17 protein-coding genes are annotated in these 13,911 nt (G+C 49.6%); 9 read left to right on the top strand and 8 right to left on the bottom strand.

Going from position 1 to position 13,911, the window contains the following annotated elements:
• Window positions 1-10 precede the first annotated feature (10 nt).
• The 3 genes from ACSSVF_RS07610 (at window position 11) to ACSSVF_RS07600 (ending at window position 3,207) form a co-directional block, all read left to right on the top strand.
• On the top strand, window positions 11-1,345 hold the full coding sequence (locus tag ACSSVF_RS07610) for a PQQ-dependent sugar dehydrogenase (protein ID WP_492402542.1): 1,335 nt from the start codon (window positions 11-13) through the stop codon (window positions 1,343-1,345).
• 70 nt (window positions 1,346-1,415) lie between these two features.
• Window positions 1,416-2,489: a DNA topoisomerase IB gene (locus ACSSVF_RS07605; RefSeq protein ID WP_492402541.1), complete on the top strand. Its 1,074-nt coding sequence runs from the start codon at window positions 1,416-1,418 to the stop codon at window positions 2,487-2,489.
• A 100-nt stretch (window positions 2,490-2,589) separates the two neighbouring features.
• Complete coding sequence (locus ACSSVF_RS07600; RefSeq protein WP_492402539.1) at window positions 2,590-3,207, top strand: response regulator; 618 nt, start codon at window positions 2,590-2,592, stop codon at window positions 3,205-3,207.
• A gap of 137 nt (window positions 3,208-3,344) precedes the next feature.
• Here ACSSVF_RS07600 and ACSSVF_RS07595 read toward each other — a convergent pair whose 3' ends face one another.
• A complete protein-coding gene (locus ACSSVF_RS07595) occupies window positions 3,345-3,947 on the bottom strand; it encodes a Yip1 family protein (RefSeq protein ID WP_492402537.1) in 603 nt (200 codons plus the stop codon).
• Window positions 3,948-4,330: 383 nt separating this feature from the next.
• On the opposite strand from ACSSVF_RS07595, the gene ACSSVF_RS07590 reads away from it, so the two are divergent.
• Entirely contained in the window at window positions 4,331-4,795 is a 465-nt protein-coding gene (locus ACSSVF_RS07590) for a PA2169 family four-helix-bundle protein (RefSeq protein WP_442584474.1), read from the top strand.
• A gap of 72 nt (window positions 4,796-4,867) precedes the next feature.
• On the opposite strand, the gene ACSSVF_RS07585 is transcribed toward ACSSVF_RS07590, so the two are convergent.
• Window positions 4,868-5,101, bottom strand: a complete 234-nt coding sequence (locus tag ACSSVF_RS07585; protein WP_492402535.1) for a DUF2171 domain-containing protein — start codon at window positions 5,099-5,101, stop codon at window positions 4,868-4,870.
• 289 nt (window positions 5,102-5,390) lie between these two features.
• Between ACSSVF_RS07585 and ACSSVF_RS07580 the strand changes: the two genes are divergently transcribed.
• Window positions 5,391-5,588 (top strand): hypothetical protein, encoded by a 198-nt coding sequence (locus ACSSVF_RS07580; RefSeq protein ID WP_492402533.1) that lies wholly within the window; start codon window positions 5,391-5,393, stop codon window positions 5,586-5,588.
• Window positions 5,589-5,627: 39 nt separating this feature from the next.
• Window positions 5,628-6,122 carry a pyridoxamine 5'-phosphate oxidase family protein gene (locus ACSSVF_RS07575; RefSeq protein ID WP_492402532.1) on the top strand — a complete coding sequence of 165 codons (495 nt, stop codon included), beginning with the start codon at window positions 5,628-5,630 and terminating at the stop codon, window positions 6,120-6,122.
• A 123-nt stretch (window positions 6,123-6,245) separates the two neighbouring features.
• Here the strand turns inward: ACSSVF_RS07575 and pqqA are convergent, their stop codons facing one another.
• The 5 genes from pqqA to ACSSVF_RS07550 form a co-directional block, all read right to left on the bottom strand.
• Window positions 6,246-6,317 (bottom strand): pyrroloquinoline quinone precursor peptide PqqA, encoded by a 72-nt coding sequence (pqqA, locus tag ACSSVF_RS07570; RefSeq protein ID WP_081624291.1) that lies wholly within the window; start codon window positions 6,315-6,317, stop codon window positions 6,246-6,248.
• Window positions 6,318-6,432: 115 nt separating this feature from the next.
• The gene (gene nhaA, locus ACSSVF_RS07565) at window positions 6,433-7,587 is read right to left on the bottom strand and encodes a Na+/H+ antiporter NhaA (RefSeq protein WP_492402531.1); all 1,155 of its coding nucleotides are present in this window, start codon (window positions 7,585-7,587) and stop codon (window positions 6,433-6,435) included.
• A gap of 94 nt (window positions 7,588-7,681) precedes the next feature.
• Entirely contained in the window at window positions 7,682-8,764 is a 1,083-nt protein-coding gene (locus tag ACSSVF_RS07560) for a phospholipase A (protein WP_492402529.1), read from the bottom strand.
• A gap of 130 nt (window positions 8,765-8,894) precedes the next feature.
• A complete protein-coding gene (locus ACSSVF_RS07555) occupies window positions 8,895-9,953 on the bottom strand; it encodes an aldo/keto reductase (protein ID WP_492402527.1) in 1,059 nt (352 codons plus the stop codon).
• A complete protein-coding gene (locus tag ACSSVF_RS07550; RefSeq protein WP_492402525.1) occupies window positions 9,953-10,528 on the bottom strand; it encodes a hypothetical protein in 576 nt (191 codons plus the stop codon). The genes ACSSVF_RS07555 and ACSSVF_RS07550 overlap by 1 nt, the downstream gene beginning before the upstream one ends.
• A 278-nt stretch (window positions 10,529-10,806) precedes the next feature.
• Between ACSSVF_RS07550 and ACSSVF_RS07545 the strand changes: the two genes are divergently transcribed.
• The 3 genes from ACSSVF_RS07545 (at window position 10,807) to ACSSVF_RS07535 (ending at window position 12,908) form a co-directional block, all read left to right on the top strand.
• Window positions 10,807-11,268, top strand: coding sequence for a hypothetical protein (locus tag ACSSVF_RS07545; protein WP_492402523.1), 462 nt, complete (start codon window positions 10,807-10,809; stop codon window positions 11,266-11,268).
• Between the two features lie 10 nt (window positions 11,269-11,278).
• On the top strand, window positions 11,279-11,845 hold the full coding sequence (locus ACSSVF_RS07540) for a YMGG-like glycine zipper-containing protein (RefSeq protein ID WP_492402521.1): 567 nt from the start codon (window positions 11,279-11,281) through the stop codon (window positions 11,843-11,845).
• Between the two features lie 208 nt (window positions 11,846-12,053).
• On the top strand, window positions 12,054-12,908 hold the full coding sequence (locus ACSSVF_RS07535; RefSeq protein WP_492402519.1) for a DUF6279 family lipoprotein: 855 nt from the start codon (window positions 12,054-12,056) through the stop codon (window positions 12,906-12,908).
• A 138-nt stretch (window positions 12,909-13,046) separates the two neighbouring features.
• On the opposite strand, the gene ACSSVF_RS07530 is transcribed toward ACSSVF_RS07535, so the two are convergent.
• A complete protein-coding gene (locus ACSSVF_RS07530; protein WP_492402517.1) occupies window positions 13,047-13,805 on the bottom strand; it encodes an SDR family NAD(P)-dependent oxidoreductase in 759 nt (252 codons plus the stop codon).
• Window positions 13,806-13,911 lie beyond the last annotated feature (106 nt).

The raw sequence follows: 13,911 nt of genomic DNA, 5'->3' as shown, positions 1-13,911 counted from the left end.
AGTTAATATCATGCAAACTACACCCCCACAATTATTCATCAGCAGCTCACTTTTGCTGCTGGCATTAAGTGGTTGCTCGCAACCGGCCAAATTACCAGAAGCCGCAGGCTTTGGCCCTGAGCCAGATCTGTCTTCGTACCAGACTGGATTGATTCCTACTGTCAATGTCGCAAAAGCGGTCGGCTGGCCTGAAGGCAAAAAACCGACTTCTGCCCCTGGCACCAATGTGGTGGCATTTGCTACTGATTTGCAACACCCGCGCTGGCTTTATGAACTACCAAACGGCGATATCCTGGTGGCAGAAACCAATCATCATGAAAAGAGTGACGGCTTCAGCTTCAAAGGCTTTATCGCTGGCTTATTCATGAAAAATGGCGGCGCCGGTGCCGAGAGCTTCAACCGCATCACGCTACTGCGGGATATCGATGGCGATGGCGTGGCAGACATCAAGCATGTATTCCTCGAAAACCTGAATTCTCCTTTTGGCATGGCACTAGTGGGCGATACGTTTTATGTCGCCAATGCGGATGCACTGGTTAAATTCCCTTACCAGGAAGGCCAGACACAAATCACCTCACCGGGCGTGAAAGTCACTGATTTACCCGCAGAACGTAATCACCACTGGACCAAAAACATCCTGCCAAACAAAGATGGCAGCAAGATTTATGTCACCGTAGGTTCCAACAGCAATGTCGGTGAAAACGGCATGGAGACCGAAAAAGAGCGTGCCGCGATCTGGGAAGTAGACGCCGCCTCCGGCAAACACAACATTTTTGCATCCGGCTTGCGTAACCCTAACGGTATGGCCTGGGAACCAGACAGCGGCGCACTATGGGTGGTGGTGAATGAGCGTGATGAGATAGGCAGCGACCTGGTACCGGACTATATGACCTCGGTTTCACAAGGCGGGTTTTATGGCTGGCCTTACAGTTATTACGGCCAGCATGTAGACAACCGCATCAACCCACAAAACCCTGAACTGGTCGCCAAGGCGATCAAACCCGACTATGCGCTCGGTTCGCATACGGCTTCGCTCGGGTTAACGCCGGCTAAAGGCAACAAACTGCCGGACCAATTCAAGAATGGTATGTTTATCGGTCAGCATGGGTCGTGGAACCGTATCCCGTACAGCGGCTACAAAGTGATTTTTGTGCCGTTCGAGAGTGGTAAACCAGCAGGCAAACCGATTGATGTGCTGACTGAATTCCTCAATGTGGATGGCGAAGCGCAAGGCCGTCCGGTAGGCGTGCTGGTCGATAAACGTGGCCACCTGCTGGTGGCAGATGATGTCGGCAATGTGATCTGGAATGTGAAAAGCAGCAGTAGCAAAACGGCTGCTAAATAATGCTTGAAACAGCCATTGCCGCCTTGCACAACAGCGTGCCTGGCGGAAACCGGATGTTCAATGAATGATTATGGTGTCTAAACTGTCAAAAAAACCAGTATCGCAGGCGGCTGAAACGCGCAGATATCCACTGGAAAAATTGCATTACATTCAGGACGACGCGGCCGGCTACAGCCGCCAGGCATTTAGGGGGAAATTCAGGTACCTGGACCAGCATGGCCAGGTATTAAAAGCAGAAAATGAGCTTAGCCGGATTGTGGCCCTGCGTATTCCGCCCGCATGGGAAAAAGTGTGGATATGTACACGTGCCAATGGGCACCTGCAAGCCACCGGGCGCGACGCTAAAGGCCGCAAGCAATACCTTTACCATGCGGAATGGCGCAAGCAGCGCGAAGCCAAGAAATACGAGCATATGATCGAATTTGGCCTGCAACTGCCAGGCATACGCGCCCAGATTGCGCGTGACTTGGCCGCGCCTGGCCTGGGAAAGGAAAAAGTGTTAGCCATGCTGATCTACCTGCTGGAAAACACGTTGATACGGATAGGCAATGATGAATACGCAAAGACCAACAAGTCGTTTGGCTTGACCACTTTGCGCAATCGTCATGTCGATATACAAGGCAGTGAAATTCAGTTTCACTTCCGTGGTAAAAGTGGCGTGGAACACAGCCTGAGCTTGCGTGACCGGCGGCTGGCCCGTTTGATACGCAATATGCGGGAGTTACCCGGCCAGACGCTGTTCCAATATGTAGATGCACAAGGCGAGCGCCATGCCATCGGCTCGGCTGAGGTGAATGAGTATTTGCAACAGATCACCGACGGCGATTTTACCGCCAAAGATTTTCGTACCTGGTTTGGCAGCTTGCATACCTTGATGGCACTGAGTGAACTGGAACCGTATACCAGCATCACAGAAGCAAAAAAAAATATTGTGGCGGCCATTTGTGTGGCCGCCTCTAAATTGGGCAACACGCCTGCCATCTGTCGCAACAGTTATGTGCATCCGTGGATACTGGAATGCTATCTGGCCGGTACCGAGTTCCGGCAGCCGGTGCAGCAAGCAGACTATAACGAAACTGAACTAAGCGCAGCTGAACAGAGCATGTTGTGCCTGCTGCAGCAAAGATTACAGGCTCATCACTGAGCGATAGAAAAGCGTTTATTGGCAGTCTAGCCATTCATACAGAATTCGAGTTTGAGAAGTTTTGCTGACTCTCCTTCACATTATTGGAGATGAACAAGAAATGAAAAATATTTTATTGCTGTACGGAAATGAATTGAGCCATACCGCGTTGAAGGATTTGATCAATGCTGATAGCGCTATGCACCTGGTGGAAGAAGTCAGTGACTCGGGTGAAGCACTTGAGAAGATCCGCGCCCAGAAATTCGACGTTGTGATCCTGGATGTGTCCTCGCCGGAAAAAAACGGGCTGGAAACCTTTTGCGATCTCAAACAGGCCTATCCATCCCTTCCCATCCTGATTATCAATGGCAGTGACCAGGTGGATCGCATGGCGAACTTTACCCGGCTGGGCTGCAAAGGTTATTTGTCATATACCGCCACCAGCGCACAGGTGATACCGGCAATCAAATCGATCGCACGGGGACAATCCTATCTGGCATCCACCCATGAGAAACTGGATGAAAGGCTATACCCCATGCTGCATGAACGTTTATCTTTGCGCGAATTGCAGGTGTTTTTTAAACTGATCAAAGGCCAGGCAGTCAATTCAGTCGCGGAAGAACTCTCGATTGCGCCTGGTTCGGTGAGCGTTTTCCGCTCCAAAATACTCAAGAAAATGAATATGCGTAACAATGCTTCGCTGATCCATTACGCGCTCGATCATCACCTGATCAATTAACTGCGTATTCATTAGCCAGGCGCATCAGATATTCATTTGCGCCTGCCTTTATCAAATTCCATCCCCTATATTTAAAGCAAAAAAAATCTGCGAACTGACGTGGGTCAGGTCGCAGATTCTTTGGCGAATGCTAGCGCTTAGGATTTCTTGATCGCAAATTGCATTTGCTCAATGGCTTCCCATGAGATCAGTGAGCCTATCATCACCACTGCGAACCCTAACCCTGCCGTACATACAACAGCCAAAGTCAATGTGGCAATGGCACCGCGCTCACGGACGGCAAATATATACTTCACGCCACGATACACCAGCGCAATCGATGCAAGGACAGCAATACCGTGCACAACAACATTAAAGCTCAGGCTGGGTACGACATAAAACACCGAGGTTAACCATAACGGCGTAGTCGCAATGGCGATGATGAGTAGCGAATCACGGAAGCTGGGTTTCTTGTCCACCATTTCAGCCAGGTTCTGGGTAATCCAGGCCATGGCCAGAATCACGCCTATCTGCAATAGAAATAACTCGGCACAAATCATGATCAAGCGGTTGCCCGGCAACGTATCCATAAACTGCCGTGGATAATTATGGTGCAACCTTAGATACATCATGATGCATGGAATCAGCGATAAGGGCAGCACGTAGAACAACAATAGTTGCGCCACACCAGGCTTTTCTGCCCTGGCCTGCTTTTCACTGGCTTTAGGCGTTACATAATTAAACAATCGGATAAGGTTCATGATGTGCTCCTGACTACTATTAAAAGATTTTTGCTGGCCGGGATAATCTGCACAAAGTATTGTCTGGCGTGCATATAGTGCTGACAAATCACAAATCAAGTGAAGATTAAAGTGGATAGCTGTTAATCGCTATTATGGAGACTTGCCAAAAAGTCACTACAAGTCTGCGTCTGATTTAAGTGTAGGAAAATACAGATTTTTCCTGACAGCTGATTCCCACATAGAAGCCACAACTAAAACATTACAAAAGCGCAACTGTTGGTCAATCATTCATCAATAAATAGATTCCTACAACTATTTGCGACTCTCTCCGATGCAGCGAATTTAATGCCATTGGCATACTGAAGTTTCTATACATAACAACTTGAATTTGGAGAACGATCATGGCAGATAATGATGATGTAATTGATACATTGAATGATTTGATTGAGACATCTAAAGATGGTGAAGAAGGCTTTCGCAGTTCGGCAGAAAATGTGGATGACCCACAATTAAAAGCCTTCTTCCTGCGTCGCTCATTAGAAGTAGCTTCCAGTGCACAAGAACTGCAAGGTTTGGTGCGCTCATTAGGCGGTGAACCGGCCGAGTCCAGCACCATTGGTGGTGCATTGCACAGACGCTGGATAGACTTGAAAACTGCGCTCACCAGCAACGATACGGTTGCCGTGCTGAATGAAACCGAGCGTGGTGAAGATGTGGCGTTGAATGCCTACCGCAAAGCGGCTGAAAAAGACTTGCCTATCAATGTACGTATGGTGGTAACCCGCCAGCTGGAAGGCGCTAAACGTAATCATGATGAAGTGAAACACTTGCGTGATGCGGCCCGTGCAGCAGCAGAAGTGCATTAAAAACGTAATAAGCAAAAAAAGCCCTGTCTATGCAGACAGGGCTTTTTTGTATTGTTGTTTATATCCAACCATTTACAAGGCTTGCGCACTCCAGTCATGCAGCACCTGGTCTAAGGTGCGATTGATTTTCACCACACCCCCTTCGGTAGAAATCACCCAGCTGACTGGAATGTAATGATGGGTGCCAGATTTATCTTTTTTGAGTTTAATCGAATCCGGGCCATCAGTATGGTCAACCACCGCGAACTGTTCCGCTTGAGCGGTATGTACCGGCATATCTTCTTTGATTTCATGTGCTTCTATCATGGCGTTATCCCTTCGGTTTCATGTGAATAAAACCTTATTTTGCATGGCTCACACGCTCAGGCACTAGGCCACAATGACTGAAATCCTTGTAGGAATATCATACCGCTGCATGAGCGATTTTTTACTTCGTTGGGATCCATCGAAAAATCATATTCCTCTGACAGAAAAATCATCGATAGTCCTACGGCATTCCAAAGGCTGGCTATTTATGATGCTCTTAAAAGGTGAATCATTTCACCTGCTTTGTATTGTATTCACATTAAGACATTCAAATACTGGAGACAATCTGATGGCTTTATTTTATGTCAGTGCGAGCAAACCTAAAGAAGACCTGCCTTTCTGGACAACCAGCGTGATCGCCGATGATATGGAAGAAAGTTACAAGATAGGCAAAGAACGTTTTGAGACCGAAAACCCGGCGTTTAATGTGGAAGATTTCACCTTGGTCGCCACTGGCGAATCGGCGGAGAAGTCGATTACGACCTGAACCACTGACATCATAAGCTCAACACTTTTAGGAAAAAAAATGAAAATCCATCCCCAAATCACAGAAGAGCGTCAAAAACTGGCTGAGTTGATCGAAGGATTTGATATTGCCATGCTGACTTTTATTGACGGCCAGGGCGCGTTGATCAGCCAGCCTATGGGCCCGATCGAGTTAGATAGAGAGGGAAATATCTGGTTTTTTACAGATAGCAGCTCAGAAAAAGCAAAGCATCTGGATGAACTCAATCTGGCATTCAGCGGCGAGTCTGATGCGACTTATGTTTCCTTATCCGGGTCAGGAGCACTAGTCACAGACAAAGCCCGTAAAGAAGAACTCTGGTCACCGTTTGTGAAACCGTGGTTTCCGGAAGGGCCGGATTCGGCAAAGCTGGCTTTGCTTAAATTTGTGCCTCACACTGCAGAATACTGGGACTCACCGCATAGCAAAGTGGTCAGGTTATTTGCCATGGCCGCTTCTATTGTGGCTGCCAGACCCATTGGTTTGGGCGACCATGAGCGATTAACCCATTTGTAAAAGCGGTATCTACTAAGCGCGGCTAGCTACAGCATCTCAAGCCCGCCAATTTGCTGCCTTGATCTTTATAAAAAAACAGCCCGACACGAGGTCGGGCTGTTTGTTATGCAAGTTAAATATTGATTACTTGTTCATGACGTACATTGTCACTTCGAAGCCAAAACGCATTTCAGTAGCAGCTGGTTTAGTCCACATATCATTCTCCTAGATTGATTTGGGAGCGCATCCCTCGATGCATCTCGTTAGGGTTGACTATACGCAGATGCGTTTTTAAAAGCTTGCGCAGCATCCCTAAAAATGACTCATGATTTTACCTAGGCGATTTAGCCGCTAGTGTGGCGCGCAACCACCACCAGCCGAGCAGCCCTGAGAGCAGTGAACCAGTCAGGATGGCCATTTTAGACAGTTGTATGATGTCTGGCTGGCCGGCAAATGCCAGGTTGGCGATGAATATCGACATGGTGAAACCCACGCCACCCAGCATGCCTGCCCCTATGATATGCGCCCAGCGTAGCGGGTGAGGTAATGCACACACCCCTGCTTTGACTGCACACCAGACTGCCAGGGTGATGCCAATAGGTTTGCCGAGAAATAATCCGGCAATAATGCCCAAGGAATTGGTATGCGAGAAAAGCGTTCTAAAACTCTCTGTCGAGATCGCCAGGCCAGTATTAGCAAAGGCAAATATCGGCAATATCAGCATAGCCACCGGCCAATGCAGAAAATGCTCCAGCCGGTGTGAAAGCGAATCCTGTCCTTCCCGTGAAAATGGAAGCGCAAAGGCCAGGGCTATCCCCGCCAGTGTGGGGTGCACGCCGGATTTAAGGGTTAGCCACCACAGAAACAGCCCACCCAATGCATAGGGCGTCATGGAAACCACACGCCAGCGACTAAGCACAAACAGGCCTGCCAAAACCACCAGCGCCGCTGCCAAATACAGCCATGAAACGGTAGCGGTATAAAACACAGCAATCAGGATAGCGGCGCCCAGGTCATCGATCACCGCAAACGCCATCAGGAACACTTTGAGTGACACAGGCACGCGGGCGCCCAACACCGACAATACACCAAGTGCAAATACGATGTCAGTCGCCATGGGGATACCAACCCCGGCCTGGAAAGCGCTGCCATGATTGAGTTGCCAGAAGATCAGCGCTGGTAGCAGCATGCCGCCAAGCGCGGCAATGGTCGGCAACAAGGCATTGTTACGGCTGGACAACTCGCCCACATACAGTTCACGTTTGAGTTCAAGGCCGATCAGCAGGAAGAAAATGGCCATCAGGCCATCATTGACCCATTCGCCTAAACTTAACCCGAAACTATGCGTGTGCCATACCGCATGGTAATGACCAGAAAAATCACTATTGGCGATAACAAGTGCCAGGCCGGTCGCCAGCACCAGCAAGACACTACCGGCCTGCTCTGAGGCCAGTAGCCGCTGCAATGGAAGAGTAATAAAACGCATGGCTTAAATGGCACGCACTCAGCGCTTGAGCGGGCAGGCGCTCACCTGCTGCAACAGACGGCAGGCATGGAATGCTAGCGGGAAACTTGTGGCACTATTCGCCAATGGCAAAACCTATGCCGAACATGGTTTGTGCCTGGTTGTAATCCAGCAACGACACGCCATAGCCACTGGCCAGCATGGCGTAAAACTTCACGCTTTCACTTTTTAATGGTTTGTATTGCACATCAAACTTCACGTAGCCTTTGTTATCACTACGCAAATTGTTTCTCAAGGTCACGCTGGCAGCGGTATTTTGCGCCTCATTATCCCAACGGAAAGTCATATCCCCGTAGCCCATATATTTGCTGATATTCGGGTTATCGTCTTCCGATTTCCCCTCAGGGATGCGCCACCAGGGCCTGAACAACAAGCTGTAGCGCTCATTAAGCTGCCAGCCGCCTTGCAGGTAAATACGGCTCCAGCTGCGTGAGAGCGGTTCAGAACGTCCGTTCGATTCATGCACCACACCCAGATTCAGCATATCCGGCATTGCCGCCCATTGCTTGGGTTCGCCAGGTTTGTTCAAGCCCAGGGACAAGATCAATTCAGGTGAATAATTATGGTCCCGCATGGGCCGTGACTGACCGCCGTCATACACCTGCCAGAAGGATTGCTGTGTATAAGCACCCCATAAGCGCGCACTGTGCACATATTGACTCTCCGGCAGCCAGTCTGACAGATTCATGAGCTGGGTTTTCAGGCTGATCTGGAAATGCAGGTCGTTATTGCTTAAATCGCGGTTCTGCGTGTTGGGCCGCGAAGGTGAAACCGGCACATCATTGGGATTAGTGGAGTATGCGCCGACGACGTAATTTAACTGATGTGTTTCGAGGTCAGTAAAATGTAATTCATCCTGCGGGTTCAAATGCCATTTACGTGCAAGGTAAGTAGTCTTCGCATCCACCGTTTTGACCAGGTTCTCTTGTTTGGTAGAAAGCACAGGGGCGGCAACCTTGTTGGAAGCATACTGTTCAGCTACCTGATCAAAGCACACCAGCCGACGGCTAGCATCATCAATAAACTCTGTCTGGCATGTGTGCAATGCGGCTTGCATTTCGTTGCCTGTGGCGGCGTGCGCACCCCCTGCAAGCATGAAAGCAACCATGATCAGGCTGCGTCCGTAAATCCTCATCATACGTATTCCCTTATTCTTCAGTTCGTTTACTTAAGGCTCGCTTGTTTCACTTGTACTGCAACAGCTATTTTTTTGTACGACTATTGATCTTGCACGACTTTTTTGTTGCTTATATTTAGTCACTTAGCCCTTACGGGGCAGGGTTCATCATCGTCAGGTGTAGCTGCTCGATCGCATGCAACACTTCTTCACTCAAATGCACGGTATAGGCAGCAATGTTTTCCTGTAACTGAGTCATATTGGTCGCCCCGATAATCGTGCTGCCCATAAACCAGCGATGGTAAACAAAGCTGAGCGCCAACTGCACGGGGGTGAGACCATGCGCCTGCGCCAGTTCAGCATAGGCCTGCGAGGCAGCGGCAACACCAGGCTTCTTATAGCGCTGCGCATAGCCGGTAAACAAAGTCACACGGCCAGCGGCAGCTGGATTTTTAATATATTTACCGGTCAGGTGCCCAAAAGCGAGCGGAGAATACGCGGCCAGGCTGATACGTTCGCGGTATAGCACTTCTGCCATGCCAAACTCCAGGCCGCGATTCATCAGGTTATAGCAATTCTGTAGCACCGAAATGCGCGGCAAGCCTTGTTCGCGCGCAACACGCAAAAACTCCATCACGCCCCAGGGTTGCTCGTTACTGAGGCCGATAGTGCGGACCTTGCCTTCTTTGATCAACTCATCCAGCGCCTGCAGTTGCGCCTGTATGGTCACCCATGCCATTGGCTGGCCGTCACTGTCCAGCTCGGCTTTAGGGTCAAACTGGTATTGGCCAAACATGGGCACATTGCGTTCCGGCCAATGCAGGTACAGCACATCCAGGTAATCAGTTTGCAGGCGTTGCAGGCTGTCGTGCACGGCCTGGCGGATATTGGCACGATCTAGCCCGCTAGGGCCGCCGCGTATCCAGTGCATGCCACGTCGCGGCCCTGCGATCTTGCTCGCCAGCACGAACTGGTCACGAGATTGCTTTTTAATCCAATGCCCGAGGATGGTTTCTGTGCGGGTGACAGTCTCCGCTTTGGGGGGCACCGGATACATCTCTGCGGTATCAATAAAGTTGATCCCTTGCGCCAGGGCAAAATCCAGTTGGTTGTCAGCATCCTGCTGTGTGTTCTGGTCGCCATAGGTCATGGTGCCCAAGGCGATTTTAGAGACGCGAATGCCGCTATCTCCCAAATACGTTTCATCCATTAATGTAACACCTGCTTTTCTGTCGGTACCTGCATTACGATGCTGGAAACCGCTTCTGGTTCCTTCTCTGCGGGTAAAACCCATCCGGCGTCTTTACTGGCGATCATCAGCATACGGCTAATCGCCAATACCAGTTCTTTATTCAGGCCCATATTCACGTTCATGCCGCCTGCGCACGCCAGTTGCATATTATTTAACTGGTCATTGATAGAGACGAACCGGGTTTCAATTGCCAATAACTCCTGCTCACTGACTGTGGATGCCCTCTGCTCATAAGCCGTTTCAAAATCCAGCGTTTCCAGGTTATGCACCGCCTCGGCTTCCTGCTCAAACTGGCGGGTGGCTTCTGCGGGCGATTGGGTATTCTCCAGCAACGCGGCAGTGACCTGGCCAATGGCCGTCACCGGCAGATGCGCCTCCCGGTTCAACACTGAGAATATCTGCCGTGCGACACGGTAAGTGATCCATACGCGGATCTCCTGGTTGCTACTCACAGCAGCTTTCAGCAACAGCCGGTCCTGGTGACTATCGTAAGCTAAATTGATTTGCTGGACAGATTGGGTTTGAGATTGCATCTTAAGGCTTTCCGGAATCAAGCAATTTGCTTGCACACTCTGACAAGTTACTAAAAGCAGTCTAAAAAAGATAGGCTTCAGCAAGGGTTTTTATGTAAATCTTCTGATTTTGGACGCCCCGGCAACTTGTTAAGCGGCCTGATGGCAGCCTTTCAAACCTTAGACGTAGATACAATCTGATACAAAACGGAGCACCTGTCAGCGAATAAATTTCATTATTCTGCGGTCTGAATCACTAACAACAGTCTTTTGACTATGGTGTTTTTGGGAGAATCCTGATGAAAACGAAATATAGAATACTCACTGGTTTGCTGGTCAGCCTGATGTTGATCAGCAACCTGGCGCAGGCGCACCCGCCAGGCCATCGCGGTGGCTGGCGTGGCGGCGTAGGTGTCTACGTCGGCAGCCCGTTCCCCTTTTACGGGCCGCCACCATTTGCTTACTCATACGGTTACCCTTACTACCCATACCCGTATGCTTACGGCCCGCCACAAGTCATCGTGACGCAACCGCCGCAACCACAGGTGTATATTGAGCAAGGCAGCGGGGTTACTTCAACGCCTGAGGTCTCCACACAGCCACCAGCCCAAGCTACACCACCGACAGCCAGCGCGGGCAATAACAACGCGCAAGGCTACTGGTATTACTGTGAGCAATCAGATAGTTACTACCCCTATGTGAAAGAGTGCGCAGCCGGCTGGAAGCAAGTCACACCTACCCCGCCCACTTCCGGCAGATAAGGCCACGGCGATGAAAACACTTACTCACATTGCATGTATCAGCATGGCGATTGCATTGGCCGGCTGTGCGACGACACCCAACGGCCCAAGCAATATGGCGCTGCCAGGTACCGGCAAAGACTTCAACCTGTTCAGGGCTGATGACTTATCCTGTCGCGATTTTGCACTGGGGCAAATCGGCTCTAAAACGGTTAACCAGCAATACAATCAAAGCCTGGCGACCACGACTGCCGTTGGTACTGTGATCGGTGCCGCCATCGGCGCCGCAGCAGGCGGTGGCGAAGGTGCAGCCATAGGCGCAGGTGTGGGTGCTTTATCAGGCGGTGCGATTGGCGCGGATACCGCAGCCACCAGCGGCGATAATGCCCAGCGCAAATATGACAATGCCTATCTGCAATGCATGTATGCGGCAGGGCATAAGATCCCGGTACCAGCCAGCATGGCAAAAACCTATACGCAGGGCACTGCAACGACGACAAGCACCACACAAATCACCAGAACGCAAAGCACGACAGGCTCGCCTCCGGTAAGATCAATCTACTACCCCCCTCCACCACCACCTGGCTATCCGCGTTAAGCAAACCAAACAGGCAGTATCATGCGCTGCCTGATGACTGCAAGATTTACCCGCCATCCTGCCTAGGGAGTATGCGGGGCTTCTCTGCGCAAGAATCATTTTTGCGTAGACGATGCGCCTACTTTGTCATCCAGCTACGTAAACAATCAAAATGTAGTTAGAAAGGGCTGTATCGCAAACTTAGCATTGCAGTCGTGGTCGTAAGTCCATGCGAATAATCAAAAATATCTTTATCCTAGCGCTGGCTTTTTCAACCCTCAGTTGCAGCCTGGTAAAAACCGCTTACAACAACGCGCCTGTGCTTATCGCATGGCGGCTGGATGATTACTTTAATTTCAGCGAAGCGCAAAAAGCCAAACTTAAACCAGCGCTGCAGGATCTGCATACATGGCATAGAAAAAACGAATTACCGCGTTATGTTTCGTTGCTGAATGAAATAAGCAACGATCTCAGTCATGAGGTGAGCGCACAGATTGCCTGCCAGCGGATTGAATCCATCAAATCAAATGTACAAGCGATTCAAACGAAATTCATTCCTATCATTGTGGACATAGCCGAGACACTGAGTGATAAACAATTGCAGCATTTGCAGCAAAAGCTGGAAAAACGCAATGAAGAATGGAAAGAGGAGTGGTGGCAGGAAACGACCGAGGAACAGCAGGAAATGAGATTGGAAAAATCCAAAGATTATGCGGAAAAAATATATGGGGATTTAAACGAGAAACAAATAACCATTTTAAAACAAAGCATTGGCAAAAATAGTGACCCTGCCATGGTCTACTCAGAAATTTTACGGCGTGACGAAGATGCCTTGACTATTTTAAAAGCACTACGCAATCCTGCCGCGTCAAACGAAGAAAAAACCCAACTCGTACGCGCAGGGTTTGAGCGTATGCAACACAGCCCGAATCCGGCTTACCAGGCGCATATCGACAAAATCACGCAACAAACGTGTGAAACCATCGCAAGCCTGCATGCAAGTACCAATGCCAAACAACGGTTGCATGCCCAACAATGGGTGGAAGATTACAAGACGCAATTCACCACTTTGCAAAGCAAATAATCCTGATCAATTTAAAGTGGGTTCCTGGATTGCCTGTGGTCAGGTCTAGCGATTAAAATCCCCCCCCCCCCGCAAGAAGCAAGGGTCAGTCATAAAAAAACAGGCAACCACATTGCCTGTGTTTTATTAAACGGCTTATTAAATCAGCATGCCGCCGGAAGCTTCGATCCGTTGCGCATTCACCCAGCGGTTATCTTCCGATAACAGGCTGGTGATCATGGGGCCAATATCATCCGGCACCCCGACGCGACCAAGCGCAGTTTGCGAGGCAATAAACGCATTCACATCTTTGTTATCACGCACCAACCCTTGTCCGAAATCGGTTTCAATCGCACCAGGGGCCACGGTATTCACCGCAATCTGCCTCGCGCCCAACTCTTTCGCCATGTAACGGGTCAATACCTCAATGCCACCTTTCATTGCGGCGTAGGCGCTATAGCCAGGCAAAGTGAAGCGCGCCAATCCGCTGGAGATATTGATGATCCGCCCGCCATCATTGAGCAACGGCAATAATGTCTGCGTCACAAAGAAAGTGGATTTCAGGTGAATATTCACCATATCATCAAATATTTGTTCAGTCGTTTCCGCAAATGGTGCAGTGATGCCAGTACCGGCATTGTTGATCAGGAAATCAAACTTTTCAGCTTGCCACTGCGTATTCAATGCCTGTTTCAGTTGCTCAGCAAAAGCACCAAACGTGCTTACCTTGGCCACATCCAGTTGCAAAGCCACCGCCTTTTGGCCCAATGCCTGAATTTCGCCTACTACCTGTTGCGCCAAAGCCTGATTGCTTTGGTAAGTAAGCACTACATCAATGCCCTGCCGCGCCATTGCCAGCGCCGTGTTTTTCCCTAATCCACGGCTAGCACCAGTAATCAGTCCAATTTTTGCAGTCATGTTCAAGCTCCTGTAGTGATTTAAAGTAGATGCAGTTTATTGTTATCACCACCAAAGATAAATAAGCTTAAATTGATTATACTGTTCATATTTAACGAACAATAAA

This window comes from Methylophilus sp. E2MeOHC9 (genome assembly GCF_058744375.1).
This window is presented reverse-complemented; position numbering and strand designations above follow the sequence as displayed.

Excerpts from the sequence above, each read along its gene's own strand:
- ACSSVF_RS07550 (WP_492402525.1), bottom strand. The coding sequence starts at position 10,528 with ATGCAATCTCAAACCCAATCTGTCCAGCAAATCAATTTAGCTTACGAT.
- ACSSVF_RS07600 (WP_492402539.1), top strand. The coding sequence starts at position 2,590 with ATGAAAAATATTTTATTGCTGTACGGAAATGAATTGAGCCATACCGCG.
- ACSSVF_RS07575 (WP_492402532.1), top strand. The coding sequence starts at position 5,628 with ATGAAAATCCATCCCCAAATCACAGAAGAGCGTCAAAAACTGGCTGAG.
- nhaA (WP_492402531.1), bottom strand. The coding sequence starts at position 7,587 with ATGCGTTTTATTACTCTTCCATTGCAGCGGCTACTGGCCTCAGAGCAG.
- ACSSVF_RS07590 (WP_442584474.1), top strand. The coding sequence starts at position 4,331 with ATGGCAGATAATGATGATGTAATTGATACATTGAATGATTTGATTGAG.
- ACSSVF_RS07530 (WP_492402517.1), bottom strand. The coding sequence starts at position 13,805 with ATGACTGCAAAAATTGGACTGATTACTGGTGCTAGCCGTGGATTAGGG.
- ACSSVF_RS07595 (WP_492402537.1), bottom strand. The coding sequence starts at position 3,947 with ATGAACCTTATCCGATTGTTTAATTATGTAACGCCTAAAGCCAGTGAA.
- ACSSVF_RS07560 (WP_492402529.1), bottom strand. The coding sequence starts at position 8,764 with ATGATGAGGATTTACGGACGCAGCCTGATCATGGTTGCTTTCATGCTT.
- ACSSVF_RS07540 (WP_492402521.1), top strand. The coding sequence starts at position 11,279 with ATGAAAACACTTACTCACATTGCATGTATCAGCATGGCGATTGCATTG.
- ACSSVF_RS07555 (WP_492402527.1), bottom strand. The coding sequence starts at position 9,953 with ATGGATGAAACGTATTTGGGAGATAGCGGCATTCGCGTCTCTAAAATC.
- ACSSVF_RS07585 (WP_492402535.1), bottom strand. The coding sequence starts at position 5,101 with ATGATAGAAGCACATGAAATCAAAGAAGATATGCCGGTACATACCGCT.
- ACSSVF_RS07545 (WP_492402523.1), top strand. The coding sequence starts at position 10,807 with ATGAAAACGAAATATAGAATACTCACTGGTTTGCTGGTCAGCCTGATG.
- ACSSVF_RS07605 (WP_492402541.1), top strand. The coding sequence starts at position 1,416 with ATGGTGTCTAAACTGTCAAAAAAACCAGTATCGCAGGCGGCTGAAACG.
- ACSSVF_RS07580 (WP_492402533.1), top strand. The coding sequence starts at position 5,391 with ATGGCTTTATTTTATGTCAGTGCGAGCAAACCTAAAGAAGACCTGCCT.
- ACSSVF_RS07535 (WP_492402519.1), top strand. The coding sequence starts at position 12,054 with ATGCGAATAATCAAAAATATCTTTATCCTAGCGCTGGCTTTTTCAACC.
- ACSSVF_RS07610 (WP_492402542.1), top strand. The coding sequence starts at position 11 with ATGCAAACTACACCCCCACAATTATTCATCAGCAGCTCACTTTTGCTG.